This window comes from Micromonospora eburnea (genome assembly GCF_900090225.1).
GTDB lineage: Bacteria > Actinomycetota > Actinomycetes > Mycobacteriales > Micromonosporaceae > Micromonospora > Micromonospora eburnea.
In genome coordinates this window covers 5936275-5959571 of the sequence record NZ_FMHY01000002.1, presented here as the reverse complement: position 1 = coordinate 5959571, position 23297 = coordinate 5936275, and the positions used below count along the sequence as shown (strand labels likewise).

Genomic DNA, 23297 nt, shown 5'->3' with positions numbered 1-23297 from the left:
GTGCGTGCGATCCGTGGCGGGGGAGCGGCCCACCGGTTCTACAGCGTGGTCGTGTTCGTGGTGCTCGCCTCGCTGGACAACGTGGCCATCGGCCTGGTCCCGCCGCTGTACGGGCCGATCTCCGGCGCGCTGGGGGTGTCGCAGCGGCTGCTCGGGCTGGTCACCGCGGTGAGTTTCCTGGTCAGCGCGGTCGCCGCGGTGGGCTGGGCGTACGTGGGCGACCGGACCAACCGTAAGCCGCTGCTCATGGTCGGCACGCTGATCTGGGCGGCCGGCACCGGCGGCAGCGCCCTCGCCCAGCACTACCTGGCGTTCCTGACCGCCCAACTCGTCGCCGCAGTCGGGCTGGGCGCGGTCGGCTCGGTCGGCTTCTCCGTGGTCACCGACCTGATCTCGCCCCGCCGCCGGGGTCTGGTGATGAGCTTCTGGGGGCTGTCGCAGGGCGTCGGCACCCTCGCCGGGACGCTCGCCGGCGGCCTCCTCGGCGCAGTCGACTGGCGGCGGCCGTTCCTGCTGCTCACCGTGGTCGGCCTGGCCGCCACCGTGGCCTACCTGTTCACGTACGACATCCGGCGCGGGCAGAGCGAGCCGGAGCTGGCTGCGGCGTTCGACAGCGGCGCCGAGTACGACTACCGGATCAGCCGGGCCGACCTGCCCCGGATCCTGGCCCGGCGGACCAACCGGTGGCTGATCCTGCAGGGGCTGACCGCGCAGGCGGCGTTCGGGTCGCTGGTCTGGCTGCCGGTGCTCTTCGCCCAGCGCGCCGAGGCGCAGGGCTACTCGGCGGCCACCGCCGTGGTGGTGGGCAGTGTGTTCGCCACCCTGTTCCAGCTCGGCGGGGTGTTCTCCATCCTGGGCGGGCTGGCCGGTGACGCGCTCCAGCGGCGCACGCCGAGCGGCCGGGCCCTGGTCGCGGCGGTTGGCATCCTCGCGGCCGTGCCGTTCTACCTGGTCCTGTTCTTCGTGCCGATCCGGATCGACGTGCCGGAGGGTGGCAGCTCCGGCGCGGTGATCGGCGCGGTGCTGGCCAGTGTGGTCAGCGAGCCGACGGTCGGGCTGAGCCTGTTGACCGCCGTGCTGGCGCTCGCACTCACCTCGGCCAACTCGCCGAACTGGTTCGCGCTGATCGCCGACGTCAACCCGCCCGAGCACCGGGGCACCGTCTACAGCCTGGGCAACCTGGTCAACGGGGCCGGCCGGGCGGCCGGCAACGGACTGGTCGGGCTGGTCTTTCACGGGCTGCGGGCGGCCTTTCCGCCGCCGTTGAACTACGCCGTCGGGCTGGCCGCGTTCCAGCTCTTCTTCATCCCGACCGGGGTGATGTACTGGCTGGCCGCCCGTACCTCGCCCGGCGACATCGAGTCCGTCCACGACCTCCTGCACACCCGCGCCCGCCGGTAAGGAGGGGCCCCCTGTTAACGCCTCGCGTATAGCAGGGGCCCCCTGTTAACAACCAGGCGCGACACCGAATGGGAAGTGTTAACAAGGGGCCCTTGTACAACGCCAGGCGTTAACAGGGGGCCCCTCCTTACACGTACCAGACGGTGACGTCGGTGGGGACGGCGTCGGCCTCCAGCGGGGCGCTGGCGACGAGCACCTCCGCGCCGGCCGGCAGGGGCACCGGGGCAGCGCCGAAGTTGGTCAGCACGGTCACGTCCTGGTTGGTGAAGATGAGCGCCTCATCGCCGGAGGAGAGCCAGCGCAGTGGGCCGGCGCCCAGCCCGTGCTCGCGGCGCAGCCGCAGCGCGGTCCGGTACAGCTCGTACGTCGAGCCGGGCACCCCGCGCTGCCGGTCCAGGGCGTACTCGGCCCAGATCGGGGGCTGGGGCAGCCAACTCGCGTCGGTCGGCCCGAAGCCGTACGACGGCGCGTCGGCCTCCCACGGGATCGGCACCCGGCAGCCGTCCCGGCCCCGCTCGGTGTGCCCGCTGCGCTCCCAGGTCGGGTCCTGCCGGGTCTCGTCGGGCAGTGTGGTGTGCTCCGGCAGCCCCAGTTCCTCGCCCTGGTAGAGGTACGCGGAGCCGGGCAGGGCCAGCATCAGCAGGGTGGCCGCACGGGCCCGGCGCAGGCCGAGCGCGGCGTCGGGCTGCGGATCGCCGATGCCGATCCCGTTCGGTCGGGGGGCGCCGACCGGCAGGCCGAGCCGGGAGGCGTGCCGGACCACGTCGTGGTTGGACAGCACCCAGGTGGTGGGCGCGCCGACCCCGTCGGTGGCCTCCAGCGAGCGGGTGATGACCGCGTACTGGGCCGGGGCGGTCCACGAGGCGAGCAGGTACTCGAAGTTGAACGCCTGGTGCATCTCGTCGGGCCGGACGTACCGGGCCAGCCGCTCGGCCGGCTCCACCCAGGCCTCGGCGACCAGGATGCGCTCCCCGGGATACCCGTCGAGCAGCCGCCGCCAGTCCCGGTAGATCTCGTGCACGCCGTCCTGGTCCCACATCGGCGGGCGGGGCTTGTCCACCTCGTTGCCCGAGAGGATTTCCTGCGGCTCCCGCCAGTCGGCCAGGTCGGCCTGCTTGATCAGGCCGTGCGCCACGTCCACCCGGAAGCCGTCGACGCCCCGGTCCAGCCAGAACCGGAGGACGTCCAGGAACTCGGCGCGTACCTCGGGGTTGTCCCAGTTCAGGTCCGGCTGGCCGGGGTCGAACAGGTGCAGGTACCACTGGCCGTCGGGCAGCCGGGTCCAGGCCGGGCCGCCGAAGACGCTCCGCCAGTCGTTCGGCGGCTCGGCGCCCTGCGGGCCCTTGCCGTCCCGGAAGACGTAGCGCTGCCGATCCGGGCTGCCCGGCTCGGCGGCGAGGGCTGCCTGGAACCAGCGGTGCGCCGACGAGGTGTGGTTCGGGACCAGGTCGACGATCACCCGCAGCCCGCGCGCCTTCGCCTGGGCGATCATCGTGTCGGCGTCCGCGAGGGTGCCGAAGAGCGGGTCGACGTCCCGGTAGTCGGCCACGTCGTACCCGGCGTCGGCCTGCGGGGACGGGTAGAAAGGCGACAGCCAGAGCGCGTCGACCCCCAGCTCGGCGAGGTGGTCGAGGCGGGCGGTGATGCCGGGGAGGTCGCCGATGCCGTCGCCGTTCGAGTCGGCGAACGAGCGCGGGTAGACCTGGTAGATGACGGCCTCGGTCCACCAGTCGCCGGCCGGTTCCTGTCGCGTCGTGTCCGTGTTCAGAGCCTTCTCCCCTGTGTCGAGCCGTGGCCGTCCGTCGCGGACGGTCGTTCCCGGCCGTCGCGGACAGCCGGGTCCGTTTAGTTTGCCCGGGGTGGTGCGGTCGATTCACGTACCACCAGTCGAGTGGGCAGGATCACCGGCGGCGTCGGCGCGGCACCGTCGGTGCCGGCACCGCCCGCCGGCGGCACCAGCCCGGGGTACGGGTCGGCGCCGCGTACGCCGAGTGGGTTCAGCAGGATCCGGGCGGCGAGCAGGCCCTGCTCCGCCGCTGGTTGGGCGACGGTGCTCAACCCGAGCACCCCGGCCAGGTCGTGGTCGTCGATGCCGATCACGCTGACGTCCTGCGGCACCCGCAGCCCGGCGTCGCGCAGCGCGGCCATCGCGCCCATCGCCATCTCGTCGCAGGCGGCGAAGATCGCCGTCGGCGGCTCGCCCCGGGACAGCAGCTCGGCGGTGGCCCGGATGCCGCCGTCGATGGTGAACTGCGACTCGACGTCCAGGCTCGGGTCGGTCCGGATCCCGGCCGCGTGCAGCTCCTCCTGGTAGCCGCGCCGTCGGTCCAGGTGCGTGGTGAAGGCCAGCTCGTCGTCCGGGTCGCCGGAGATGTGCGCGATCCGGGTGTGGCCGAGGTCGAGCAGGTGCCGGGTGGCGGTCCGCGCCGCGGCCACGTCGTCGATGCGTACGCAGGGCCAGCCGGGCACGCCGCTGCCGGAACTGACGATCACGCCGGGCAGGTCCAGCTTGGTCAGCGCGGCCACGTCCGCCGGTCGCAGCGGGGTGGCGACCAGGATGATGGCGTCCACCCGCTTGTGCAGGCTGGCGGTACGCAGCACCCGCTGCCGGGTCTGCTCCCGGCCGCCGAGGTTGTAGAGCAGCAGGTCGTATCCGTTCTGGTCGAGGAAGTCCTCGACGGCCTCCACGACCGTCCCGAAGAACCAGCGGGTGATCCGGGGGACCACGATCGCCACGGTGCCGGTCTTTCCGCCGGCGAGCCGGGAGGCGTTCGGCGAGACCGCGTACTGGAGTTGCTCGGCGGCGGCGAGGACCCGGCGCCGCGTCGCGGCCGAGACCGTGGGCAGGCCGCGCAGCGCACGGGAGACGGTGGCTGTGGAGACCCCGGCCAGGCGGGCGACATCGTCAATCTTCGTCATCGTTGTTCCCCGCTCCGGCCCGCGCCCGCCGCCGCCGGTGGGCCGGCGGCGGCGGGCAGCGGGTCAACCCTTGACGCTGCCGGCGAGCAGGCCCCGCACGAAGAAGCGCTGGAGGGACAGGAACACGATCAGCGGTACGACGATCGACACGAAAGCGCCGGCCGTCAGCCGCTGCCACTCGTTGCCCCGGGTGCCCGCCAGCTCGGCGAGCCGGACGGTCAGCGGGGCGGTCTCGCTGCCACCGCCCGCGAAGATCAGCGCGACCAGCAGGTCGTTCCAGACCCAGAGGAACTGGAAGATGCCGAACGCGGCCAGGGCGGGCGTGATCAGCGGCAGCACGATGGTGCGGAAGATCCTCGGGTGGGTGGCCCCGTCGACCCGGGCCGCCTCCATCAGGTCTCCGGGTAGCTGCGAGATGAAGTTGTGCAGCAGGAACACGGCGAACGGGAGCGCGAAGCAGGTGTGCGCGAACCACACCTGGGCGAACCGCTGCGCGCCGTCGAGTTCCCAGGCGGGCAGCAGGGTGACGCCGCCCAGGCTCACCCCGGTGGAGAAGAAGCTGAGCAGCGGCACCAGGGCCATCTGTAGCGGCACGATCTGCATGGCGAAGATCGCGATGTAGACCCAGTCCCGCCCGCGGAATTTCATCCACGCCAGCGCGTACGCGGCCAGGGCCGCGAAGGCGAGCGGGAAGAGGACGGACGGAATGGTGATCGCCAACGAATTGATGAAGTAGCTGGCGAGCTGCCCGGAGGACGCGGAACGGCCGAAGAGCACCTCCTGGTAGTTCTCCAGGGTGAACTGCGGATCGCTGAAGAAGGTCCACCAGCCGGTGGTCTTGATCTGGTCCTCCGGCCGCAACGACGAGATGAACAGGCCGAAGGTCGGAACGGTCCAGACCAGCGCGATGACGATCGACACCACGGTGGCGACCGGCGTGTTCAGCCGCTTGCGGACCCGCCGGGCGGTGCCGGGGCGCCCGGCCTGCTGCTGCGTCCCGGTGGCGAGTGGGGGAGTGGTGGTGGTCATCTCAGCCCTCCCGCTGCTGGCGCAGGTTGCGGATCTGGTAGATCACGATCGGAATGACCAGGACGAAGAGGAAGACCGCCAGCGCGGAGCCCTGCCCGTTCTGGCCGTAGCGGAACGCCTGGTTGTACATCTCGTTGGCGATCACACTGGTGTCGTAGTTGCCGTTCGTGGTGGTCCGGACGATGTCGAAGACCTTCAGCGTGGCGATCGACAGGGTCACGACCACGACGATCAGGGCCGGCCGGATGCTCGGCAGGGTGATCCGCCAGAACATCTGCCACGAGGTGACCCCGTCCAGGCGGGCGGCCTCCACGATGTCCGCGGGGATCGCCTTGATCGCGGCGGAGAGCACCACCATGGCGAAACCGGCCTGGATCCACACCATGATCACGATGAGCAGCAGCGTGTTCAGCGGCGACTCCAGCAGCCACTGCCGTGGTTCGCCCCCGAAACTGACCACGATCTGGTTGAGTAGGCCGATCTGGTCCTGCCCCTCGCCGCGGTAGGCGTAGACGAACTTCCAGATGATGCTCGCGCCGACGAACGAGATCGCCATCGGCATGAAGATCAGGGACTTGGCCAGCGCCTCGAACCGCGCCCGGTCGACCATCACCGCGTAGAGCAGGCCCATGGTGGTGGCCACCAACGGGACCAGAATCACCCAGGTCAGGGTGTTGATCAACACCCGGACGATGGAGTCCTCAGCGAACATCCACCGGTAGTTGGCCAGCCCCACCCAGTTCTGGCTGCCGCCGTCCATGAACGACAGCAGCAGGGTGCGGATCGCCGGGACGACCAGGCCGACGAGCAGCAGCAGCGCCGTCGGCAGCAGGAAGAAGAGCGCGAACAGCCCGTCGCGGGGCTTCCGCTGCCGGGGGAGCGGCGCGCCGCCGGCGGTCGCGGCGATCAAACGGGCCTCGCGGCGCCGAGCGAACCACGACGGCACCACGTCCAGCAACAGGAGTAGGCCGCCGACCACCGCGACGAAGGCCACCAGCCCCCAGAGCAACATGAAAAGCTTCGGCGACTCGTCCGCGAAGTCGAAGTTCATCAACCCTCCCACGGGTGTCGACTGTGCAGGTGGGCCGGCCTGTGGTCATGGGCCGGCCCACCTGCCAGATCACTTCGGCCAGCTGCCTTCGATGCCCTGGAGCACCGGCGCGGTGTCCTTGCCGTTCACCCAGTCGACCATGCCCTTCCAGAAGGTCCCGGCGCCGACCGCGGCCGGCATCAGGTCGGAACCGTCGAAGCGGAAGACGGCGCTCTTGTCCTGGAGGATCTGGACCGAGAGCTTGTCGATGGGGCTGGTCACGTTGGCGAGGTCCAGCTTGTTGTTCGCCGACGCCCAGCTGCCCAGCTTGGCCCGGCTGTTGGCGTGCTCACCCGAGGCCAGGAAGGTCTGCACCGCCTGCACCTCCGGCCGGTCGCTGAAGGCGACGGTGAACTGCCCGGCGCCGAGCACCGGCTTGCCCTTGGCCGGGTCGATGGCGGGGAAGTAGAAGGCGTACGCGTCCCCGTCCTCGGCCACCTTGGTGCCCTCCGGCCAGTTGTTCGCGTAGAACGACGCCTGCCGGTGCAGCGCGCACTTGCCCTGCAGGATCGGCAGACCCGCCTCCTGGAACGAGGTGGTGGCGATGCTCTTCACGCCGCCGAAGCCGCCGTTGACGTACTTCTCGTTCTTCAGGATGGTGCCGGCGCGGTCGAGGGCCTCGGCAACCTTCGGGTCGTTGAACGGGATGCTGTGGGTGGTCCACTGGTCGTAGACCTCGGGGGTCTGCGTCCGCAGCATCAGGTCCTCGATCCAGTCGGTGGCCGGCCAGCCGGTGGCCTCACCGGACTCGATGCCGGCGCACCACGGCTTGGTGCCGCTCGCCGCGATCGTGTCGCTCAGCTTGATCAGCTCGTCCCAGGTGGTCGGGACGTTCCAGCCCTTCTCCTTGAACGTCTTCGGCGAATACCACACGAACGACTTGACGTTCGAATCCAGCGGCACGCCGTAGAGGGTCCCGTTGACGGTGGCGTACTTCAGCCAGTCAGCCGGGTAGTTCTGCTCGGCCATCGTCTTCGTGTCGCCCGCGAGGGGCTTCAGCTTGCCGGCGTCGGCGAACCGCTTCAGCAGGCCCGGCTGCGGGATGGTCGCCAGGTCGGGCGCGTTGCCGCCGTCCACCCGGACGGGAAGCTGCGCCTCGAATTCGCGGCTGCCCTCGTAGTCGATAGTGATCCCGGTGCAGTCGACGAACTGCTTCCAGGACTCCTGAAGCTTGTCGGCCTCGACGTCGGTGTTGGTCGAGTAGATCGAGACCTTCTTGCCCTCGTGGCCCTGGTACTTCTCGTAGGCGGCGCACTCCGCGGAGCCCGCCTTGCTGCTCTTCTTGTTGTTGCTGCCGGTGCCGCAGGCGGTGACGCCGAGCGCCAGGCCCAGAACGCCGGCGACCGCGAGAGCCTGGCGCGATCTGGCAAACGCCATGCCGATCTCCTTCCTTGCCGGCGCGTTGGGGGAAGTCGGTATTGCGCCGGTCCGATGGGTCGTCCCCACATGTAAGCGCTTGCATGGTGCCCGGTCCACCCCCTACCGGACACGGCCCGGTAACAATCCCGCAATCCGGTGGATGCGCTCCCATGCTCCGGCGCCTCCTTGCGGGAGGACCCCTTCCCGTCGATGGAACTTTCTGTCACTCTGTGCACACCAAATTGAAAATCTTGAACATAGGAGGCAGTGGATGCGCAAGCGTTGGCTCAGCCTTGCGGCCGTGGGCGCCGTCCTCGCGGCGACCCTGGTGCCGGCCACCCCGGCCATGGCGGCACCGAGTTTCAAGGTTCCCTTCCCGTGCAACCAGTCCTGGTCCGGCCAGACCCGGTCCGACCACAGCCCGGCCTACGCCATCGACTTCAACCGGACCGACGACCTGGGCGACCCGGTGGTGGCCAGCGCGCCCGGCACGGTCGACCGGGTGACCGACCTCGGCGCCACCAGCTACGGCAAGTACGTACGGATCGACCACGGCAACGGTTACACCACCTACTACGCCCACCTGAGCGGCTTCAACGTCTCCGTCGGGCAGACCGTCGGCTACGGCAAGGTGATCGGGTACGTGGGCAGCACCGGCGGCTCCACCGGCCCGCACCTGCACTACGAGCAGCGCCTCAACGGCAGTGACATCCAGGTCCGGTTCAACGGGTCGCTCGCCCTCTACTGGGGCACCAAGACCTACACCAGCGACAACGGCTGCTCCGGCACGAACACCGGCGAGGGCACGGTCAACACCACCTCCGGGGTGAGCCTGACCGTCCGCTCCGGCCCGGGCACCGGCTACAGCGCGGTCGGCTCGGTCGCCGACGGCGCGAAGGTGACCATCTACTGCCAAACCAGCGGCACCACGGTCACCGGCACGTACGGCACCAGCTCGATCTGGGACCGGATCGGCTCGGGCCGGTACGTCTCCGACGCGTACGTCTACACCGGCTACGACGGCTATCTCCCGGGCGTGCCGCGCTGCTGATCGCCCGGCCCAGACGGCGCTCGCCGTGATCGTGTTCAAACGCGGAAGTGTGGCCTCCCGGGCGTTGGGAGGCCACACTTTCCGAATCGAGTGTGATCTTGGGAGCGATCGGTGCGGAATCGCTCATCTAGTTGAAGACGCTGACGCCGCCCGGGCCGACCAGCAGGCCGACGATGATGAGGACGATGCCCCACAGGATCTGCCGGCGGAACAGCGCGAGGATGCCGGCGACCACCAGTACGACTGCGAGAATCCAGAGAATCAGCTCCATGACCGGGCAGTACCCGGCTGTCCGATTCCGGAAACCTGGTGCTGATCGAGGTGGTCTCCGAGGTGGAAGACGCTGTACGCCTGCTTGATCACCGGGTGGGCGACGTTGCGGACGCGTACCCCGCCGGGCGTGGTGCCCCGCTCGGTTCCGTGGTGGGCGTGGCCGTGCAGCGCCAGCGCGGTGGGGACCGAGTCGATGGCCTGGCCGAGCTGGTAGCAGCCGAGGAACGGATAGATCTCCAGCGGCTCGCCGGCGAGGGTGTCCGGCACGGGGGAGTAGTGGGTGAGCGCGACCAGCAGGTCGCAGTCCAGCTCGCGCAGGGCGCGGCCGAGCGCGTCGGCGCTGTCGTTGGCGGTCCGGACGAACGCCTTCGTCTCGGGCTCGCCGAAGTCGGTGGCGCACCGCCCGGCGAACCCACCGCCGAAGCCCTTCACCCCGGCCACGCCGAGCCGCCCGCCGGCGCACTCCAGCACGACCCCGTTCCCCTCCAGCACGGTGATGCCGACGTCCTCCAGCGTCCGCACCACCTGCGGCACCTGGTCGCACTGGTGGTCGTGGTTGCCGAGCACGCTGATCACCGGCACGCCGAGGTTTCCGAACTCCCGCGCCACGCACCGCGCCTCGGCCTCGGTGCCGTGCCGGGTCAGGTCGCCGGCGAGCAGCAACGCGTCGGCGTGGTCGGGCAGTTCCTCAAGGGCGGGACGGAACCGGCCGACCACGTCCTCGTCCATGTGTACGTCGCCGACGGCGGCGACCCGGATCACCATCGTGCCTCCCTCACGGCAGCTCCTCGACCTGGCTGGGCGCCTGCGCGCGGATCACCCCGATGTCGCTGGTGATCCGCACGTCCGGGAAGCGCTCGGCGACCCGGCGCAGAATCTCCTCCCGCCGCTGCGGGCTCTCCACCTCGCCGTAGAGCACCAGGCCCCGCTCGCGGTGGACCGCGGTGATGCCCTGCTCGGCGACGGCGGGGTCCTCGGCCAACAGGCGGTGGATCTCCGCCTCGACGTACGCGTCCGGCGGCGTGCCGCCGTGCTGCTCGGTCACGGTGTCTCCCTTCCTCCGGACGGGCCGCCGGGCAGCACGTCCAACCGGTCGAGCAGCACCAGGAACGCCTCCGCGTACGGCGAGTGCTGCGTCTCCTTCCGTACCCGTTCCCAGTCGATCTGTTCCCGCAGCGAGCGGGCGAGCGGCAGGGCGCGGGCGAAGTCGCAGTAGTGCTGGGAGAAGCTGAGCAGCTTGTGCACCATCAACTGGGTGGCCGAGAGCACCGGCATGTGGATCGCGTCAACCGGGCGCACGATGGTGTCGGCGAAGGTCTCCTCGGTGACCGGGGTCTCGATCGGCCGGTGGATCAGATCCACCATCCGCCCCTCGTCATAGACCTTGACCAGCCAGTCCTCGGGTGGACGCTCGGCGGTGAAGCCGGCCTCGACCAGGGCCTCCAGGGCGCGGTCGACGTCCTGGCCCCGGATCAGGAAGTCCACGTCGTGATCGCTGGAGTGGCCGCCGTGGGCGTACACGGCGAAGCTGCCGCCCAACGCGAAGGGGATCTCGGACTGCTTGAGCACGGCGGCGACCTTCTTCAGCGTGTGCACCAGGGTCTCGTCCCCGCGCTCGGCCATCTGGGTCTCCCGTCGTCGTGGGTGGCGGTGGGAATGAAGTTGCGTACCCGGCGAACGGTTCGGCCACACCTGTTGTCGACGCGCCCGGGGCGTGGCCGGGACGGAACGGACAAAACACCGAGATGGTGAGCGTGGGTCGGATAGCCTCGGGCGGGTGGCCAGGTCACTGCGGAGGCGGCGCGGCAGGGCCCGACCGCGTACGATCGCCCTGATCGGCATCGATGGTTCGGGCAAGACCACCCAGGCCCACCGGCTCGCCGAGGCGCTCACCGCCGCCGGCCACCCGGCCGCCTACCACCGCAACGCGGGCGGTCGGCGCCGGCTCGGCCGGCTCGCCCACCGGCTCGGCCGGCCGGACGCCCAGCGGCTCGTCGGGCGCAACGGGCTGCTCGCGGTCGAGTCGGCGCTCCGCTGGCTCGCCATCGCCCTCGCGTTGCTGAGCTGTCTGGTGACCGGCCGCACGGCGGTGATGGACCGCTACTCCGCCTGCCAGTACGCGAGCATCCGGGCGCACGGCGGGCAACGGTGGGAGCGGCTGGCCCGGGCCGGTTACCGCGTCTTTCCCGCGCCCCGGATCACCATCCTGCTCACCGTCGATCCGGTGGAGGCGTACCGGCGGATCGAACGGCGCGGCACCGACCACGAGACCATGCGGTGGCTCACCGCCGCCGCCACCGCCTACCGCACCCTGCCGGAGTACGCCGACTTCGTGGTGGTCGACGCGAACGGCCCGCCGGACGAGGTGTCCCGGCGGATCCGTGCCCACCTCGCCGAGTGGCTGCCCGACGACCAACCGCCGTCGACGGCCGGGTCGTCGGGCGGCACCGGCCCGCCCTCCGGCCGAGCGGGTGACGGTGGCCCGCTGCCGGCTCAGGCCCGCCCGTAGACCGGGATGCTCGCCCCGCTGGTCGGGGCGGACTCGTCGGAGGCGAGGAAGCGGATCACCCCGGCGATCTCGGCGGGCGGCACCCAGCGCCGGTGGTCGGCGTCGGGCATGGCGGCCCGGTTGGCCGGAGTGTCGATCACGCTGGGCAGCACCGTGTTGCACCGGACGCCGCGCGCGCGGTATTCCACCGCGACCGCGCCGGCGAACGCGAGCACCGCCGCCTTGGCCGTGGCGTAGCCGGCCGCGCCGGGAAAGGGCGCCACCGCGGCCCGCGACGAGACGCAGACCACCGCGCCGCCGCCGGCCGCCACCAGGTGCGGCAACGCCGCCTGGGTGACCAGGTACGTCGGGCGCAGGTTGATCCGCAGCATCCGGTCGAACTCCTCGACCGGGGTCTCGTGCACCAGCCCGCCGCTGGCGTACCCCCCGACGAGGTTGACCACGGCGCGCAGCGGCGCCGCCGGCTCGGCGGTGGCCACCGCCACCGCGTGCGCCGCCCCGGCGGCTTCCATCAGGTCGGCGGCGACGACCTCAGCGACGGCTTCGGGTCGCCGTGCGGCGTCGGACGCGCCGAGCTGACGTTGTCGTCGGACGTGGCCCGGCCCGGACGGCGGCGTCGCGCCGCCCTCGCGTGCCGGCACGACCACCCGCCAGCCCGCCTTCAGGAAGGCCGCGGTGACCGCGCCGCCCAGCCCGCCCGTGCCTCCGGTCACCAGCACCGTGCGCTCCGCCATGGGCCCACGCTAGTCGCCCGCTTCGTGCCGCGGTGCCCGGGGCGACCGAATCCCGTCGATGCCGGTCAGCCGCCCGGACCAGCCGTCCGGCGGCTCCATCCGGGCCGTCCGGCCTGGGTGACCTGGACGACAGCCGGCGCGGTGGTCGGCCGGCGCGGACGAGTCGACCGGTGCGGAGGAGGCGGCCAGGCTGCGGAAATGGCACCCTTGCCGCAGTGGGCCCGCGGATGGCAGTACTTTTCCCGATACGGGCGGTGATGGTTGACGGTCACGCCTCGTGAAAGTAAGTTTCATCCGTGGCGAAGAGTCCGAAGATTTCTGCGAGTCACGAGCCCGGTGGACTGATCGTCCACATCAGTGGCCTGCTCCCGTCGCTGTCCCCGGCTGAGCAGCGGGTCGCCCGGCTGGTCGTCGCCAACCCGGCCGACGCCGCCCGGCGCACCATCACCGACCTCGCCACCGCCGCCGAGACCTCGGAGGCCACCGTCATCCGGTTCTGCCGGTCGGTCGGCATGGACGGCTACCCGCAGCTGCGGATCCGGCTCGCCGCCGAGGCCGCCCGCCGGGTCGAGCCACCCGACGCCCGGGTGGTCGGCGGCGACATCCCGCCCGGCGCCGACCTGGCACAGATCATCGCGACCATCGCGTTCAACGACGCGCGGGCCGTCGAGGAGACCGCCGAACAGCTCGACCCGGCCGTCTGCGAGCAGGTGGTCGAGGCGATCGGCGCGGCCGGCCGGATCGACGTCTACGGTGCCGGCGCCAGCGGCTTCGTCGCCTCCGACTTCCAGCAGAAGCTGCACCGCATCGGCCGGACCGCCTTCTACTTCCCCGACGTGCACACCGCGCTCACCTCCGCGGCCCTGCTCGGTCGGGGCGACGTCGCGGTCGGCATCTCCCACACCGGCACCACCTCGGATGTCATCGAGGTGCTGGAGCAGGCCCGGCAGCGGGGTGCCACCACCGTCGCGCTGACCAACTTCCCCCGCTCGCCGGTCACCGAGGTGGCCGACTTCGTGCTCACCACGGCCGCGCGGGAGACCACCTACCGCTCCGGCGCGACCGCCAGCCGGCTCGCCCAGCTCACCGTCGTCGACTGCCTCTTCGTCGGGGTGGCCGCGCGGAGCCGGGCCAGGACCAGGAAAGCCCTTGAGGCGACCGCGGAGGCAGTCCGGTCGCACCGGGTGGGCGCCGGGCGGAGGCGCGCATGACGGCCGGACGGCTGGACCGGGACGAGGTGGCCCCGGCGCGGCCCGTGGTGCGGGTGGGCGCACCCACCGAGCGGCGCAACCCGGACAGCGTCGACCTCGACCTGATGTCGACCCGGGACGTGCTCACCGTCATCAACGAGGCGGACCGGCGGGTGCCGGCCGCGGTGGCCGTCGTCCTCGACGAGATCGCCGAGACCGTCGACCTCGCGGTCGCCGCGCTGCGCGGCGGACGCCGGGTGCACTACTTCGGCGCCGGCACCTCCGGCCGGCTCGGCGTGCTGGACGCCGCCGAGCTGGCGCCGACCTTCAACTCGCCGCAGCACTGGTTCTGCGCCCACATCGCCGGCGGCCCGGAGGCCATGTGGCGGGCCGTGGAGGACGCCGAGGACGACGACCGCGGCGGGGCCGCCGCGGCCGCCGAGTGCGTACGCCCCGGGGACCTGGTGGTCGGGTTGGCCGCCAGCGGGCGCACCCCGTACGTCCTGGGGGCGCTCGGCGCGTCCCGGGCGCAGGGGGCCTCGACCGTGCTGCTGTGCGCCAATCCGGAGGCCGACGCCGCCTCGTCGGTGGACGTCTTCATCGGGGTGGACACCGGACCCGAGGTGGTCACCGGCTCGACCCGGATGAAGGCGGGCACCGCGCAGAAGTTGGTGCTCAACACGTTCTCCACGGCCGTGATGGTGCGCCTCGGCCGGGTCTACTCGAACCTCATGATCGACATGGTGGCCACCAACGCCAAACTCCGCGGTCGGATGATCTCGATCCTGATGGAGGCCACCGGCTGCGCCGAGGAGGTCTGCCAGGTCGCGTTGCGGGAGGCCGACGGCGATCTGAAGACCGCGCTGGTCGCGTTGGTCTCCGGGGCGGAGGTTTCCGCCGCCCGGGCCGCCCTGGCCCGCTCCGCCGACCAGGTACGCGGCGCGCTGGCCCTGCTCGCCTCCTGAGCGCGTCCCCGCCGCCCGCCGCCCAGGTGCCCGTGTCGCCCCGGCCGGCGCCCGCCCGCCCTCGCGTCCGCGCCGGCCGGTGCGACGGGCGTCACGCTGCCCCGGGGACGCTTTCCGCGCTGCGGATTGTTCAAGCAGGCGTGGGGTAATCCTCACCCGTGGCTGAACCGACCGGTCCTCGGGCGCGTATCTCTCAGTGACCAGGATCGCAATGCCGCGGTGACGCGGATCGCTGTGTTCATGGATTTCGCAATGGTGCGATTGTCTGGGCGCACGACGGTTCCGCTGCTCCGACGGGCGCTTCATCAGGCCGTACGCGAGCAGGCTGAGCAGGGACCTGACAGCGAACATGGACCTGGCTCTCAGCTATCACTCAGGCATTCGTGACACTTTCGACTCACGGCAAGGAATCCCCGACGCGTCTCATCTGTTGTGTAGGTGTCAGCACCTACGGGCACAGCGGAGGTTACGGGGAGGGCTGATGGACGTGGGGATGGCAAGGAACCGGGCAACCGGCGCGAGCGAGGGGACCGTGGCAATCGTGGACAAGAACATCGGCATGCGTACCGACGAGGTCGCCGAGGAGCGGGACCTGGTCGGCGTCTACCTGCACGAGATCTCCCGGACGCCGCTGCTCGACGCCGCCAAGGAGGTCGACCTCTCCAAGGCCATCGAGGCCGGGCTCTACGCCGAGCACCTGCTCGGTGCGGACCGCGTCCCCGCCGGCGTCGAGCGGGAGGAACTGGAGCGGCTGGTCGCCGAGGGCGAGCGGGCGAAGGATCTCTTCATCCGGGCCAACCTGCGACTGGTCGTCTCGATCGCCCGCCGCTACGTGCGCTCCGGGATGCCCATGCTGGACCTGATCCAGGAGGGCAACACCGGTCTGGTCCGGGCGGTGGAGAAGTTCGACTACGAGCGCGGCTACAAGTTCTCCACCTACGCAACCTGGTGGATCCGCCAGGCCATCAGCCGGGCGATCGCCCAGCAGGAGCGGACCGTACGGCTGCCCGTGCACCTGGTCGAGGACGTCAACCGGATGCGGAACGTCACCCGGCAGCTCACCCGCGAGCTGGGCAGCGACCCGGAGCCGGAGCAGGTCGCGGTGGCGCTCGGCGTCACCGTCGAGCGGGTCAACGAGCTGATCCGCTGGTCGCAGGACACCGTCTCGCTGGACACCCCGGTGGGCGACGACGGCGACACCAACCTCGGTGACCTGGTCGCCGACAGCGATGCCCCGTCACCGGAGGACATCGTCCTCACCGGCCTGGAGCGGCAGCGGATCGAGGGCCTGCTCAACCACCTCGACGACCGCTCGGCCGGCATCATGCGGGCCCGCTACGGCCTGGAGGACGGCCGGGAGCACTCGCTCACCGAGGTCGCCTCGCGGTTCTCGCTCTCCCGGGAGCGGATCCGCCAGCTGGAGATCCAGGCACTCGGCCGGCTCCGTGAGCTGGCCCGGGCCGAGGGGCTCCAGGCAGCCTGAGCTGGTAGTAATGACACTCGAACGGCCGGCGTCCGATAGGGGGACGCCGGCCGTTCGCGGGTTTGGCGGCGGTCAGCGCACCCGGCCGTAGCCGGCGATGGACATGATGTTCATGCCCCGCTTGTTGACGTTGCGGCCCGCGCTCGGCGCGTCGATGATCTGGCCACTGCCGACGTAGATGGCCACGTGGCCGAGGCCGGAGTAGAAGACCAGGTCACCTGGCTGTAGTGCGCTGCGGCCGATCCGCGTGGTGGCGTCCCACTGCATCGCCGCGTTGTGCGGCAACGACTTTCCGGCCGCCCGCCAGGCGGCCAACGTGAGCCCCGAGCAGTCGTAGCCCCCGGGGCCGTCGGCCCCGTAGACGTACGGCTTGCCGATCGCGGCGTACGCGTACCGCACCGCCACCCCGGCGGAGCCGGAGATGGCCGGGGCGCTGCCGGCGGAGCTGGCCTTCACAGGCGCCTCGGTGGCCCGCCCGTACGCCTGCCGGCGCAGCTCGTAGAGGCGGGACAGGTCCGCCTCGATCTTCTTCTTGCCGGCGACGAGCTGCTTCGCCTGCGCGGCCTGCCGGGCCAGCGTGGCGTCCAGCTTGGTCTTCTCGTCGATCAGCTTGCGCTGGCTCGCGGTGAAGCCGTCGATGGTCTGCTGGCGCTGGCGGGTCAACTGGTCGAGCGTCCCCAGCCGTTCCGGCAGCGACGCCTGCCCGCTCGGCTCCAGCAGGGCCCGGGCCGTCCGCAGCCCGCCGGTCTTGTACGCGGTGACGGCGAGGACACCGACATCGGCGCGGCTCTGCTCGGTCTGTGCCTGCAAGGGACCGATCCTGGCCTGCAACCTGGCCGCGGTGGCCTTGTTGGCCTTGATCTCCTCGTTGAGCTTGTTGTAGGACTCGACGATTCGCTCCAGCTCAGTCGAGGACTTCTCGATCTGCTTCGTCAGCTCGGCGGGGGTGGGCTCGGCCCGAGCCACCGACGCCGGGGCGATCAGCACGGCCGAGAGGCCGACGACCGCCAGCGAACGCAGCAGAATCCGTAAGGACGACAAGAGCGGAAAGCTCCTCTCCGACAGCCACCGGGAGCGCGCAGGCACCCGGCGGCACCGGGCCAGGGCCATCCGGACGGATGGCGGTTGACCGGTCCGGCCTGCCCAACCTAACCCGTGGCAGATGTGGTGCGGAGTTGAAGTCGAGGTGAATGTTGGCAGTGTGTCAGGAAGTGTCGATGATGGCGGTGACAACTTGTGATCTATTCATCACTCGCGGCCGTCCGGCCGGTGCGCCGAATGACTGGATGGCGCGGCTGGCCCGATTCGTCGTTCTGGGCGGATGTCGCCAGGCAGCGAGCCGCAAAGTCCTGACAAAGAGTGAAATCAGCTCTGTTTCCCGGCGTATCCCGCGTCCTGGATGCCACCGTGGCCTGCGGAAACACCCGGCCGGGCTGGCGCGCCCGCAACACAATGAAGCGCGGAGCCGGGAATCTCGCTAGATGACATCGGCGCGGCTCGTCGGTGGCGGGGAGGAACCCGGCGCGCGATCCCATGGAGGATGCCGTGCAGACCGATGGCTCCACCACCCACCCGCCCCGGCCGCCGCGGGCGACCGCCCCGACCCTGCTCTACGCCCGTCCGGGCATCGTCGTCACCGACGAACGCTTCACCGTCGGCCGCAACAGTTGGCCGGTCGCGGAACTCACCCAGCTCTGGACCACCCGCGGGCCGCACGACCGGCTCGCCGTCCGGGCGGTCGCGGTCACCGCCGCCCTGATCGGCGCGGTCGGGGTGCTGCTCGGTTTCACCGGCGGGCTGCAACGGCTCACCGCGACCGCGTACCTCGTGCTGGGCGCGGTCGGTCTGCTGCCGCTGCTGCTGGTGATGATCGGTGACCGCTGGCGGCCGCCGGCGTACGAGCTGTGGGGGCGGCACCAGGGTGCCGAGGTGCTGCTGTTCAGCAGCGACGACGAGCGGCAGTTCGGCCAGGTCGCCCGAGCCGTGCGCCGGGCCCGGGAGGGGGCGCGACTGGGCGGCTGGGCGGACCCGCTGGCCTCCGCCGATCCGTGGCGACCGAGCCGCTGACCGCCCGGCGCGTGCGGCGGCCCAGGCGCTGACCGCCTGCGCCCAAGGCGGCCGAAGCGCCTCAGCGGCCGAAGCGGGCGCGGGCTCGCGACTCAGCCGGCGACCGGCTCCGGGGTTCGGGGCCGGTCGGCGTCGGTCAGCCAGTGGCTCACCCGGCGCTCGGCGTAGAACGAGACGAACGGCACGGTGCCGGCCAGCATCACCAGCAGCATCCGCTTCAGTGGCCAGTCGACCCGGCGCGACAGGTCGAAGGTGAGCGCCAGATAGATCATGTAGAGCCAGCCGTGCGCGGTGCCGACCACGGCCACCACGGTCGGGCTGTCGAAGAAGTACTTCAGCGGCATGCCGATCAGGACCAGCACCACCAGCGCGACGCCCACGATCCAGGCGATCGTGCGGTACCGGGTAAGGGCTCCGCCCACCTTCATCCGTCCTTCCGAACCGGCGTCAGCCGGGGTAGTCACCGGGGCTCGCGCCCGGGTTGGCGTTCAACCATGACAGGTAGCGGTTGTAGTCCGCGAGCTCGCCGTCCTCGGCTCCGGCCACCGGAGCGGCCGGCACGCGAGTCACCCGTACCGGTCGGCGTACCGCCGGGGTGGCGGCGGCCGGCTCGGGGCCGGCGGCGGCCGACGACGGCGGGGACGGGTGCTCCTCGCGCGGGCCCCGCCGCGCGTGTCGCACCTCACGCCACCACACGAAGACCACGAAGCCGGCGAAGACCGGCCACTCGATCGCGTATCCGAAGCTCAGCGAGTTGCCCCCGGCGGCCCGGGTGACCTGCCACCAACCGAGCCCGAGAAAGCCCGCGACCAGTACGACCATGGCCACGTGGCGGGCGATCCACGCCGGTGTCCAGAGCCATTTCATGCCATCGAGGGTACCGGGGCCGGCCGTGCTCTCCGACGCGGTGTCGTAGGTGGCGGGGTTTGGTGGCATCCCGGGTGGGCATCCGTCCAGACGCCAGCCCGAACGAGACGAGGGGGCGACGATGACCGAATCAGTACGCGGCACCGGTGAGGCCAGCCCGGAGCAGCGGATGCCCGAGTGGGCCGGCGACCGTACCGGGACCGACGCCCTGCCCGACGACGTCGACGGCGAGCTGCTCGGGGTGGACCCCGCCGAGCTGGGCGACGAGGACCTGATCCGGGAGATGACCAGCCTGCACCGGACCCGGCTGGACACCCTGCGGCACGCCACCGACTCGGCGCTCGCCAACCACCTGCGCCGCACCGCCGAGCTGGAGACCGAGTACCTCGCCCGGCACCCGGGGCGGGAGGTCGACCCGAGCCGGCTGCGGGACCTCTGATGGTGGCGCACGCCGAGCGGGGAATGTCCGCGCCACCCGAGGTGGTGTTCAACACGGCCATCGACCCGGACCGGGCGGCGGCGTGGCTGCCCGAGCCACTGCGGCTGGACGGCGGCCGCCGCCCGGAGTTGGTCAGCGTCGAGCAGATGCGGGCCACCTGGTACAGCGACTCCGCCCCGGACTGGTCGGCGGAGATCCGGGTGGAGTCGGTCGACGCCGGCGGTGCCCGGGTCCGGCTGGACCTGGCCGGCGCGGACGCCGACGGACTGGCCGAGGAGACCCTGGCCAACCTCGCCCGCGAGGTGGCCGACAACCTGACCGCCGGCTGAGCCGGCGCTGCCACGAACACCGAGGAGGCCAGGTGACCGGGAGTGGCTTGAAGCACAGGGTGGCGCGGCTGCGGCAGGCGTACGCGCCGCACGAACACCGGCCGCTGGGCGGTTATCTGGCGGCGATGGGCACGTACGCGACCGTCACGGCGTCGCTGGTCGGGCTGGTACGGGCAACCGGCCGGCCGGTGCCGCAGCGGCCCGCGCCGGCTGACGTGGTGCTGCTCTGCGTCGCGACCCACAAGCTCAGCCGGCTGCTCTCCAAGGACGCCGTCACCAGTCCGCTGCGGGCGCCGTTCACCCGCTACGACCGCCCCATCGGCAGCGGCGAGGTGATGGAGCAGGTCCGTGACCAGGGCAGTCCCACCCGTCATGCGGTGGGTGAGCTGCTGAGCTGCCCGTTCTGCCTGGCGGTCTGGGTGGCGACCGGGCTCACCGGAGGGCTGGTGTTGGCGCCGCGGCTGACCCGGATGGTCGCCACCGCGCTGACCGCGGTGGCCGCCTCCGACTTCCTCCAGATGGGGTACGCCGTCGCCCAGCGCGCGGCCGAGGGCGGCCACCACGGGCAGTGACCCGGTCCAGGTCGCCACGCGGCGTCAGCCGCCGGTGGGGGCACCGCGTCGCGCCGGCCCCACCGCTCGTTCCGTCAGGTGGGGGTCGTCCCGTGGTTCTCGCCCGCCCAGCCGCGCGGCGCCTCCGGCTCCCGCTCCTCCTCGTCGGCCCCGGTGACGACGTCCCGGTCCACGGCGGTGCGCTCGTGTTCCTCGGCGAAGTCGGGCTCGGGCAGCGTGTCCGGGCCCTCCGGCTGGCCGAGCGCCGGAACGTGTTCGTGCCGTTCCTCGTTACGGTCCGTCATTCCGCTGTCCTCTCCGTCGTCCGGGGCAGGCGGGCCGCCGTCCGCGGTTCCGCCTCAGGCCCGTCCGCGGTCCTGCCGTACGCCACGGTCCTCACGCCACGGTTCCGCCCAGCAGTTCGGCCACCTCGTCGACGGCGTACTCGCCCTCGGGAAGCGCGGCGATCCTGGAGAGCAGCTCCGCGGGGAGTTCGGCGGCGACCGCCCGGCGGTAGATGCCCGCCTGACTGATCCGCTCCTGGCCGTGGTAGATGTCGTCGAGCAGTTCGTCGAGCAGCCGGACGTTTGGCTGCTCGGTCACGGGCGCGTCGTCGGTCACGCCGGTCAGCTACCCGGGCCCGAATCGGTCAAACGTCGCCGCCCCCACAACGCCCCACACGGCGATCATGGAGTTGGGGCAGTGGCCAAACCGAAAATTCGGGGCATTCGGGAGCCGCAACTCCATGACCGACGGGGTGGGGTCAGGCGGAGGTGGGAAGGGTGGCGCGGCGGGTACGGACCGACTGGGCAAGCTCGGTGAGGACCTGGGTGGTCGTGTCCCAGCCGATGCAGGCATCGGTGACCGACATGCCGTACGCCAGCTCGCGGGTGGGGTCCAGGTCCTGACGGCCGGGCTGGAGGAAGCTCTCCAGCATGATGCCGGTGATGCCGCGCTGGCCGGCGGCCAACTGGGCGGCCACGTCGGCGGCGACGAGCGGCTGGCGGCGGTGGTCCTTGCCGCTGTTGGCGTGGCTGGCATCGACGACCACGCGCTCGGGCAGGCCGGCGGCGCGCAGCAGGTCGAGGGCTCCGGCCACCGATTCCGCGTCGTAGTTCGGCCGGCCGCCCCCGCCGCGCAGCACGAGGTGGCCGTCGGCGTTGCCCCGGGTGTGCATGATCGCCGGAGTGCCGGAGACGTCGATGCCGGGGAAGACGTGGGGCACGCCGGCCGCCCGGATCGCGTCCACCGCGGTGGAGATGCTGCCGTCGGGGCGGTTCTTCATGCCGATCGGCATGGACAGTCCGGAGGCGAGCTGCCGGTGCACCTGGCTCTCCACCGTCCGGGCCCCGATCGCCCCCCAGGCCACGGTGTCGGCGATGTACTGCGGGGTGATCGGGTCGAGGAACTCGCAGCCCACCGGCAGACCGAGGCGCAGCACGTCGAGCAGGAGCGCGCGGGCGGTCCGCAGGCCGGTGTTGACGTCGCCCGAGCCGTCCAGCCCCGGGTCGTTGATCAGGCCCTTCCAGCCCACCGTCGAGCGCGGCTTCTCGAAGTAGACCCGCATCACCACCAGCAGGTCGTCGGCGAGCCGGTCGGCCGCCTCGCGCAGCCGGCCCGCGTACTCGAGGGCGGCGACGGGGTCGTGCACCGAGCACGGGCCGACCACGACCAGCAGCCGGTCGTCGGCGCGGTCCAGCACCCGGGCGACGGCACGCCGGCCGGCCACCACGGCCTCGGCGAGCGCCGCGTCCAGCGGCAGGTGATGGTGCAGCAGGGCTGGGGTGGTCAGCGGCACGACACGGTCGATCCGCTGGTCGATGACCCGATGGGCGTCCGGGGCAGTCACGGTGGGGGTTCCTTCCGCCGACCGTACCCTCGGGGCCGGCGCCCGAGGTCGAGCCGGCTGCTCGTACGCGAAAGGGCAGGGAATGATCCCTGCCCGGCCGGCTCGAAGAGAGGTGACGTCAGCTCATGGTCGAGTCACCGGCTCTTCCAGCCGGCTGCCTAAACCATCGATACGACCGCGTCACGCCACCCAGCGTACCCCGACGCGACGGGGAAGTCCCGCTCCGTTCCGCAGAGCGGTACGCGGGGTAATGAGGATGGCATGAGCCAGGAGCAGAGCGACCAGGAGCGGATCGAGTCCCGAGCCCACCTGCTGCCCGAGGAGGCCACGGCGGGCAGCCAGGACCCGGCGGCCCAGGCCGACGCGATCCTCGCCGAATCGGATCTCCGGGAGGACACCGACCTCGCCGAAGACACCACGCTTGAGCACCGTACGTCGGATCAGACCGTGACCCCGAGCGAGCCGCCGGACTGAGCCGAGGCGCCCCGGGCCCGGCGGGACCCGCGGTAGGTGGCATCCCGCAGCCAGGCGAGCGGGCCCTGTACCCGCAGCCCCGGCGGCGCGTTGCCGATCGGATCGAAGGCCAGCGCGGCGTCCTCCCGGGCGCCGCGCTGCGCATCCAGGCGGACCTGCCCGACCGGTCGCCACGGGCCGACCGCCGACGCCACCGCGAGCACCAGCCGCGGCGCGTCCGCCTCGACCGCCGCGGAGACCTCGGCGAGGCTGCGGCCCAACTCGGCGGAGTCCGGGTCGGCCAGCGCGGCCAGGAAGAGCCGCCGCCGGCCGGCGCGGAAGGACATGATCGAGCTGTACGTCCCGGTGAAGCGCCGCCGGGGCACCGGTAGGTTCCGCAGTACCGGCGCGGCGGCACTGGAACTCGCCAGCAGGTCCACCGGCGGTTCCGGGTCCCGGTGCAACCGGACGGCCAGGCCCAGCACGTCGGGCCAGCTGCCCGGGGTGGGCACCCCCTTGGACAGCCGGACGGTGGCCGGCCAGCGCCCGGGCTGGTCGAGCAGCGGGACCCCGGTCGGCGGCCCCGGCGTACCCCAGAACGTCACCTCGGCGGTGAAGGTGCGGCCGGCCGGGTGCAGCAGCCGGGCGCGACGCCGGCGGGCCAGCGCGGCGGCGGCGCGTTCGACGGCGGAGAACGCGGCGGTGGGCATACCGGGCGAGTACCCCGGCGCGGCCAGAC

General features: G+C 71.8%; 28 protein-coding genes. 11 read left to right on the top strand and 17 right to left on the bottom strand.

Annotated features, from left to right (window positions below):
* A complete protein-coding gene (locus GA0070604_RS25870) occupies positions 1–1401 on the top strand; it encodes an MFS transporter (RefSeq protein ID WP_091123986.1) in 1401 nt (466 codons plus the stop codon).
* Positions 1402–1528: 127 nt separating this feature from the next.
* Here the strand turns inward: GA0070604_RS25870 and GA0070604_RS25865 are convergent, their stop codons facing one another.
* The 5 genes from GA0070604_RS25865 to GA0070604_RS25845 all read right to left on the bottom strand — a co-directional run bounded on the left by GA0070604_RS25865 (position 1529) and on the right by GA0070604_RS25845 (position 7816).
* Positions 1529–3169 carry a glycoside hydrolase family 13 protein gene (locus tag GA0070604_RS25865; RefSeq protein ID WP_091123982.1) on the bottom strand — a complete coding sequence of 547 codons (1641 nt, stop codon included), beginning with the start codon at positions 3167–3169 and terminating at the stop codon, positions 1529–1531.
* Between the two features lie 77 nt (positions 3170–3246).
* Positions 3247–4320 carry a LacI family DNA-binding transcriptional regulator gene (locus GA0070604_RS25860; protein WP_091123978.1) on the bottom strand — a complete coding sequence of 358 codons (1074 nt, stop codon included), beginning with the start codon at positions 4318–4320 and terminating at the stop codon, positions 3247–3249.
* 63 nt (positions 4321–4383) lie between these two features.
* Positions 4384–5349 (bottom strand): carbohydrate ABC transporter permease, encoded by a 966-nt coding sequence (locus tag GA0070604_RS25855; protein WP_091123975.1) that lies wholly within the window; start codon positions 5347–5349, stop codon positions 4384–4386.
* 1 nt (position 5350) lies between these two features.
* On the bottom strand, positions 5351–6400 hold the full coding sequence (locus GA0070604_RS25850) for a carbohydrate ABC transporter permease (RefSeq protein ID WP_091123971.1): 1050 nt from the start codon (positions 6398–6400) through the stop codon (positions 5351–5353).
* A gap of 69 nt (positions 6401–6469) precedes the next feature.
* Positions 6470–7816 (bottom strand): ABC transporter substrate-binding protein, encoded by a 1347-nt coding sequence (locus GA0070604_RS25845; RefSeq protein ID WP_091123968.1) that lies wholly within the window; start codon positions 7814–7816, stop codon positions 6470–6472.
* 253 nt (positions 7817–8069) lie between these two features.
* Here GA0070604_RS25845 and GA0070604_RS25840 point away from each other — a divergent pair, with 253 nt between their 5' ends.
* Entirely contained in the window at positions 8070–8849 is a 780-nt protein-coding gene (locus tag GA0070604_RS25840) for a M23 family metallopeptidase (protein WP_091123966.1), read from the top strand.
* A 127-nt stretch (positions 8850–8976) separates the two neighbouring features.
* Here the strand turns inward: GA0070604_RS25840 and GA0070604_RS32770 are convergent, their stop codons facing one another.
* From GA0070604_RS32770 to GA0070604_RS25825, 4 genes are read right to left on the bottom strand one after another with little or no spacing between them, the layout of a single operon-like run.
* Entirely contained in the window at positions 8977–9120 is a 144-nt protein-coding gene (locus GA0070604_RS32770; RefSeq protein WP_167363573.1) for a GPGG-motif small membrane protein, read from the bottom strand.
* Complete coding sequence (locus tag GA0070604_RS25835; protein WP_091123964.1) at positions 9111–9887, bottom strand: metallophosphoesterase family protein; 777 nt, start codon at positions 9885–9887, stop codon at positions 9111–9113. Before GA0070604_RS25835 ends, GA0070604_RS32770 begins: the two co-directional genes overlap by 10 nt.
* A gap of 10 nt (positions 9888–9897) precedes the next feature.
* Complete coding sequence (locus GA0070604_RS25830; protein WP_091123961.1) at positions 9898–10167, bottom strand: hypothetical protein; 270 nt, start codon at positions 10165–10167, stop codon at positions 9898–9900.
* A complete protein-coding gene (locus tag GA0070604_RS25825; RefSeq protein ID WP_279615706.1) occupies positions 10164–10964 on the bottom strand; it encodes a nucleotidyltransferase family protein in 801 nt (266 codons plus the stop codon). The genes GA0070604_RS25830 and GA0070604_RS25825 overlap by 4 nt, the downstream gene beginning before the upstream one ends.
* On the opposite strand from GA0070604_RS25825, the gene GA0070604_RS25820 reads away from it, so the two are divergent.
* On the top strand, positions 10900–11631 hold the full coding sequence (locus GA0070604_RS25820) for a dTMP kinase (RefSeq protein WP_091123953.1): 732 nt from the start codon (positions 10900–10902) through the stop codon (positions 11629–11631). The genes GA0070604_RS25825 and GA0070604_RS25820 overlap by 65 nt on opposite strands.
* Here the strand turns inward: GA0070604_RS25820 and GA0070604_RS25815 are convergent.
* A complete protein-coding gene (locus GA0070604_RS25815) occupies positions 11616–12365 on the bottom strand; it encodes an SDR family NAD(P)-dependent oxidoreductase (protein WP_091123949.1) in 750 nt (249 codons plus the stop codon). The two genes, GA0070604_RS25820 and GA0070604_RS25815, sit on opposite strands and share 16 nt — an antisense overlap.
* A gap of 296 nt (positions 12366–12661) precedes the next feature.
* Here GA0070604_RS25815 and GA0070604_RS25810 point away from each other — a divergent pair, with 296 nt between their 5' ends.
* From GA0070604_RS25810 to GA0070604_RS25800, 3 genes are all read left to right on the top strand, one after another.
* Positions 12662–13576, top strand: a complete 915-nt coding sequence (locus GA0070604_RS25810; RefSeq protein WP_091123946.1) for a MurR/RpiR family transcriptional regulator — start codon at positions 12662–12664, stop codon at positions 13574–13576.
* The gene (murQ, locus tag GA0070604_RS25805) at positions 13573–14520 is read left to right on the top strand and encodes an N-acetylmuramic acid 6-phosphate etherase (protein WP_091123942.1); all 948 of its coding nucleotides are present in this window, start codon (positions 13573–13575) and stop codon (positions 14518–14520) included. Before GA0070604_RS25810 ends, murQ begins: the two co-directional genes overlap by 4 nt.
* A 493-nt stretch (positions 14521–15013) precedes the next feature.
* Positions 15014–16003 (top strand): sigma-70 family RNA polymerase sigma factor, encoded by a 990-nt coding sequence (locus GA0070604_RS25800; RefSeq protein WP_208602166.1) that lies wholly within the window; start codon positions 15014–15016, stop codon positions 16001–16003.
* A 72-nt stretch (positions 16004–16075) separates the two neighbouring features.
* Here GA0070604_RS25800 and GA0070604_RS25795 read toward each other — a convergent pair whose 3' ends face one another.
* Positions 16076–17044: a C40 family peptidase gene (locus GA0070604_RS25795; protein WP_091123935.1), complete on the bottom strand. Its 969-nt coding sequence runs from the start codon at positions 17042–17044 to the stop codon at positions 16076–16078.
* A gap of 504 nt (positions 17045–17548) precedes the next feature.
* On the opposite strand from GA0070604_RS25795, the gene GA0070604_RS25790 reads away from it, so the two are divergent.
* The gene (locus GA0070604_RS25790; RefSeq protein WP_091127415.1) at positions 17549–18070 is read left to right on the top strand and encodes a DUF6232 family protein; all 522 of its coding nucleotides are present in this window, start codon (positions 17549–17551) and stop codon (positions 18068–18070) included.
* A 92-nt stretch (positions 18071–18162) separates the two neighbouring features.
* Here GA0070604_RS25790 and GA0070604_RS25785 read toward each other — a convergent pair whose 3' ends face one another.
* The gene (locus GA0070604_RS25785; protein WP_091127414.1) at positions 18163–18492 is read right to left on the bottom strand and encodes a DUF3817 domain-containing protein; all 330 of its coding nucleotides are present in this window, start codon (positions 18490–18492) and stop codon (positions 18163–18165) included.
* A gap of 25 nt (positions 18493–18517) precedes the next feature.
* A complete protein-coding gene (locus GA0070604_RS25780) occupies positions 18518–18937 on the bottom strand; it encodes a hypothetical protein (protein WP_208602165.1) in 420 nt (139 codons plus the stop codon).
* Positions 18938–19058: 121 nt separating this feature from the next.
* Between GA0070604_RS25780 and GA0070604_RS25775 the strand changes: the two genes are divergently transcribed.
* The 3 genes from GA0070604_RS25775 to GA0070604_RS25765 are packed head-to-tail and all read left to right on the top strand — an operon-like array spanning position 19059 to position 20277.
* Positions 19059–19376, top strand: a complete 318-nt coding sequence (locus tag GA0070604_RS25775) for a DUF6158 family protein (protein WP_091123928.1) — start codon at positions 19059–19061, stop codon at positions 19374–19376.
* Positions 19377–19378: 2 nt separating this feature from the next.
* Positions 19379–19705 (top strand): hypothetical protein, encoded by a 327-nt coding sequence (locus GA0070604_RS25770; RefSeq protein WP_208602348.1) that lies wholly within the window; start codon positions 19379–19381, stop codon positions 19703–19705.
* A 32-nt stretch (positions 19706–19737) separates the two neighbouring features.
* Entirely contained in the window at positions 19738–20277 is a 540-nt protein-coding gene (locus tag GA0070604_RS25765) for a DUF1360 domain-containing protein (RefSeq protein ID WP_091123921.1), read from the top strand.
* A gap of 74 nt (positions 20278–20351) precedes the next feature.
* Here GA0070604_RS25765 and GA0070604_RS25760 read toward each other — a convergent pair whose 3' ends face one another.
* The 3 genes from GA0070604_RS25760 to GA0070604_RS25750 all read right to left on the bottom strand — a co-directional run bounded on the left by GA0070604_RS25760 (position 20352) and on the right by GA0070604_RS25750 (position 22105).
* Positions 20352–20561, bottom strand: a complete 210-nt coding sequence (locus tag GA0070604_RS25760) for a hypothetical protein (RefSeq protein WP_091123919.1) — start codon at positions 20559–20561, stop codon at positions 20352–20354.
* 91 nt (positions 20562–20652) lie between these two features.
* Positions 20653–20886 (bottom strand): hypothetical protein, encoded by a 234-nt coding sequence (locus GA0070604_RS25755; RefSeq protein WP_377593537.1) that lies wholly within the window; start codon positions 20884–20886, stop codon positions 20653–20655.
* A gap of 133 nt (positions 20887–21019) precedes the next feature.
* Positions 21020–22105, bottom strand: coding sequence for a 3-deoxy-7-phosphoheptulonate synthase (locus GA0070604_RS25750; RefSeq protein ID WP_091123912.1), 1086 nt, complete (start codon positions 22103–22105; stop codon positions 21020–21022).
* Positions 22106–22366: 261 nt separating this feature from the next.
* Here GA0070604_RS25750 and GA0070604_RS25745 point away from each other — a divergent pair, with 261 nt between their 5' ends.
* The gene (locus GA0070604_RS25745; RefSeq protein WP_091123909.1) at positions 22367–22579 is read left to right on the top strand and encodes a hypothetical protein; all 213 of its coding nucleotides are present in this window, start codon (positions 22367–22369) and stop codon (positions 22577–22579) included.
* On the opposite strand, the gene GA0070604_RS25740 is transcribed toward GA0070604_RS25745, so the two are convergent.
* A complete protein-coding gene (locus GA0070604_RS25740) occupies positions 22546–23268 on the bottom strand; it encodes a phosphodiesterase (protein WP_091123905.1) in 723 nt (240 codons plus the stop codon). The genes GA0070604_RS25745 and GA0070604_RS25740 overlap by 34 nt on opposite strands.
* Between the last annotated feature and the right edge of the window lie 29 nt (positions 23269–23297).

What these genes read in the sequence shown, in the direction of transcription:
- GA0070604_RS25850 (WP_091123971.1), bottom strand. Translation starts at nt 6,400, where the DNA reads ATGAACTTCGACTTCGCGGACGAGTCGCCGAAGCTTTTCATGTTGCTC.
- GA0070604_RS25800 (WP_208602166.1), top strand. Translation starts at nt 15,014, where the DNA reads ATGGCAAGGAACCGGGCAACCGGCGCGAGCGAGGGGACCGTGGCAATC.
- GA0070604_RS25860 (WP_091123978.1), bottom strand. Translation starts at nt 4,320, where the DNA reads ATGACGAAGATTGACGATGTCGCCCGCCTGGCCGGGGTCTCCACAGCC.
- GA0070604_RS25845 (WP_091123968.1), bottom strand. Translation starts at nt 7,816, where the DNA reads ATGGCGTTTGCCAGATCGCGCCAGGCTCTCGCGGTCGCCGGCGTTCTG.
- GA0070604_RS25855 (WP_091123975.1), bottom strand. Translation starts at nt 5,349, where the DNA reads ATGACCACCACCACTCCCCCACTCGCCACCGGGACGCAGCAGCAGGCC.
- GA0070604_RS25740 (WP_091123905.1), bottom strand. Translation starts at nt 23,268, where the DNA reads ATGCCCACCGCCGCGTTCTCCGCCGTCGAACGCGCCGCCGCCGCGCTG.
- GA0070604_RS32770 (WP_167363573.1), bottom strand. Translation starts at nt 9,120, where the DNA reads ATGGAGCTGATTCTCTGGATTCTCGCAGTCGTACTGGTGGTCGCCGGC.
- GA0070604_RS25835 (WP_091123964.1), bottom strand. Translation starts at nt 9,887, where the DNA reads ATGGTGATCCGGGTCGCCGCCGTCGGCGACGTACACATGGACGAGGAC.
- GA0070604_RS25825 (WP_279615706.1), bottom strand. Translation starts at nt 10,964, where the DNA reads ATGCCGATCAGGGCGATCGTACGCGGTCGGGCCCTGCCGCGCCGCCTC.
- GA0070604_RS25775 (WP_091123928.1), top strand. Translation starts at nt 19,059, where the DNA reads ATGACCGAATCAGTACGCGGCACCGGTGAGGCCAGCCCGGAGCAGCGG.
- GA0070604_RS25780 (WP_208602165.1), bottom strand. Translation starts at nt 18,937, where the DNA reads ATGAAATGGCTCTGGACACCGGCGTGGATCGCCCGCCACGTGGCCATG.
- GA0070604_RS25760 (WP_091123919.1), bottom strand. Translation starts at nt 20,561, where the DNA reads ATGACGGACCGTAACGAGGAACGGCACGAACACGTTCCGGCGCTCGGC.
- GA0070604_RS25815 (WP_091123949.1), bottom strand. Translation starts at nt 12,365, where the DNA reads ATGGCGGAGCGCACGGTGCTGGTGACCGGAGGCACGGGCGGGCTGGGC.
- GA0070604_RS25840 (WP_091123966.1), top strand. Translation starts at nt 8,070, where the DNA reads ATGCGCAAGCGTTGGCTCAGCCTTGCGGCCGTGGGCGCCGTCCTCGCG.
- murQ (WP_091123942.1), top strand. Translation starts at nt 13,573, where the DNA reads ATGACGGCCGGACGGCTGGACCGGGACGAGGTGGCCCCGGCGCGGCCC.
- GA0070604_RS25745 (WP_091123909.1), top strand. Translation starts at nt 22,367, where the DNA reads ATGAGCCAGGAGCAGAGCGACCAGGAGCGGATCGAGTCCCGAGCCCAC.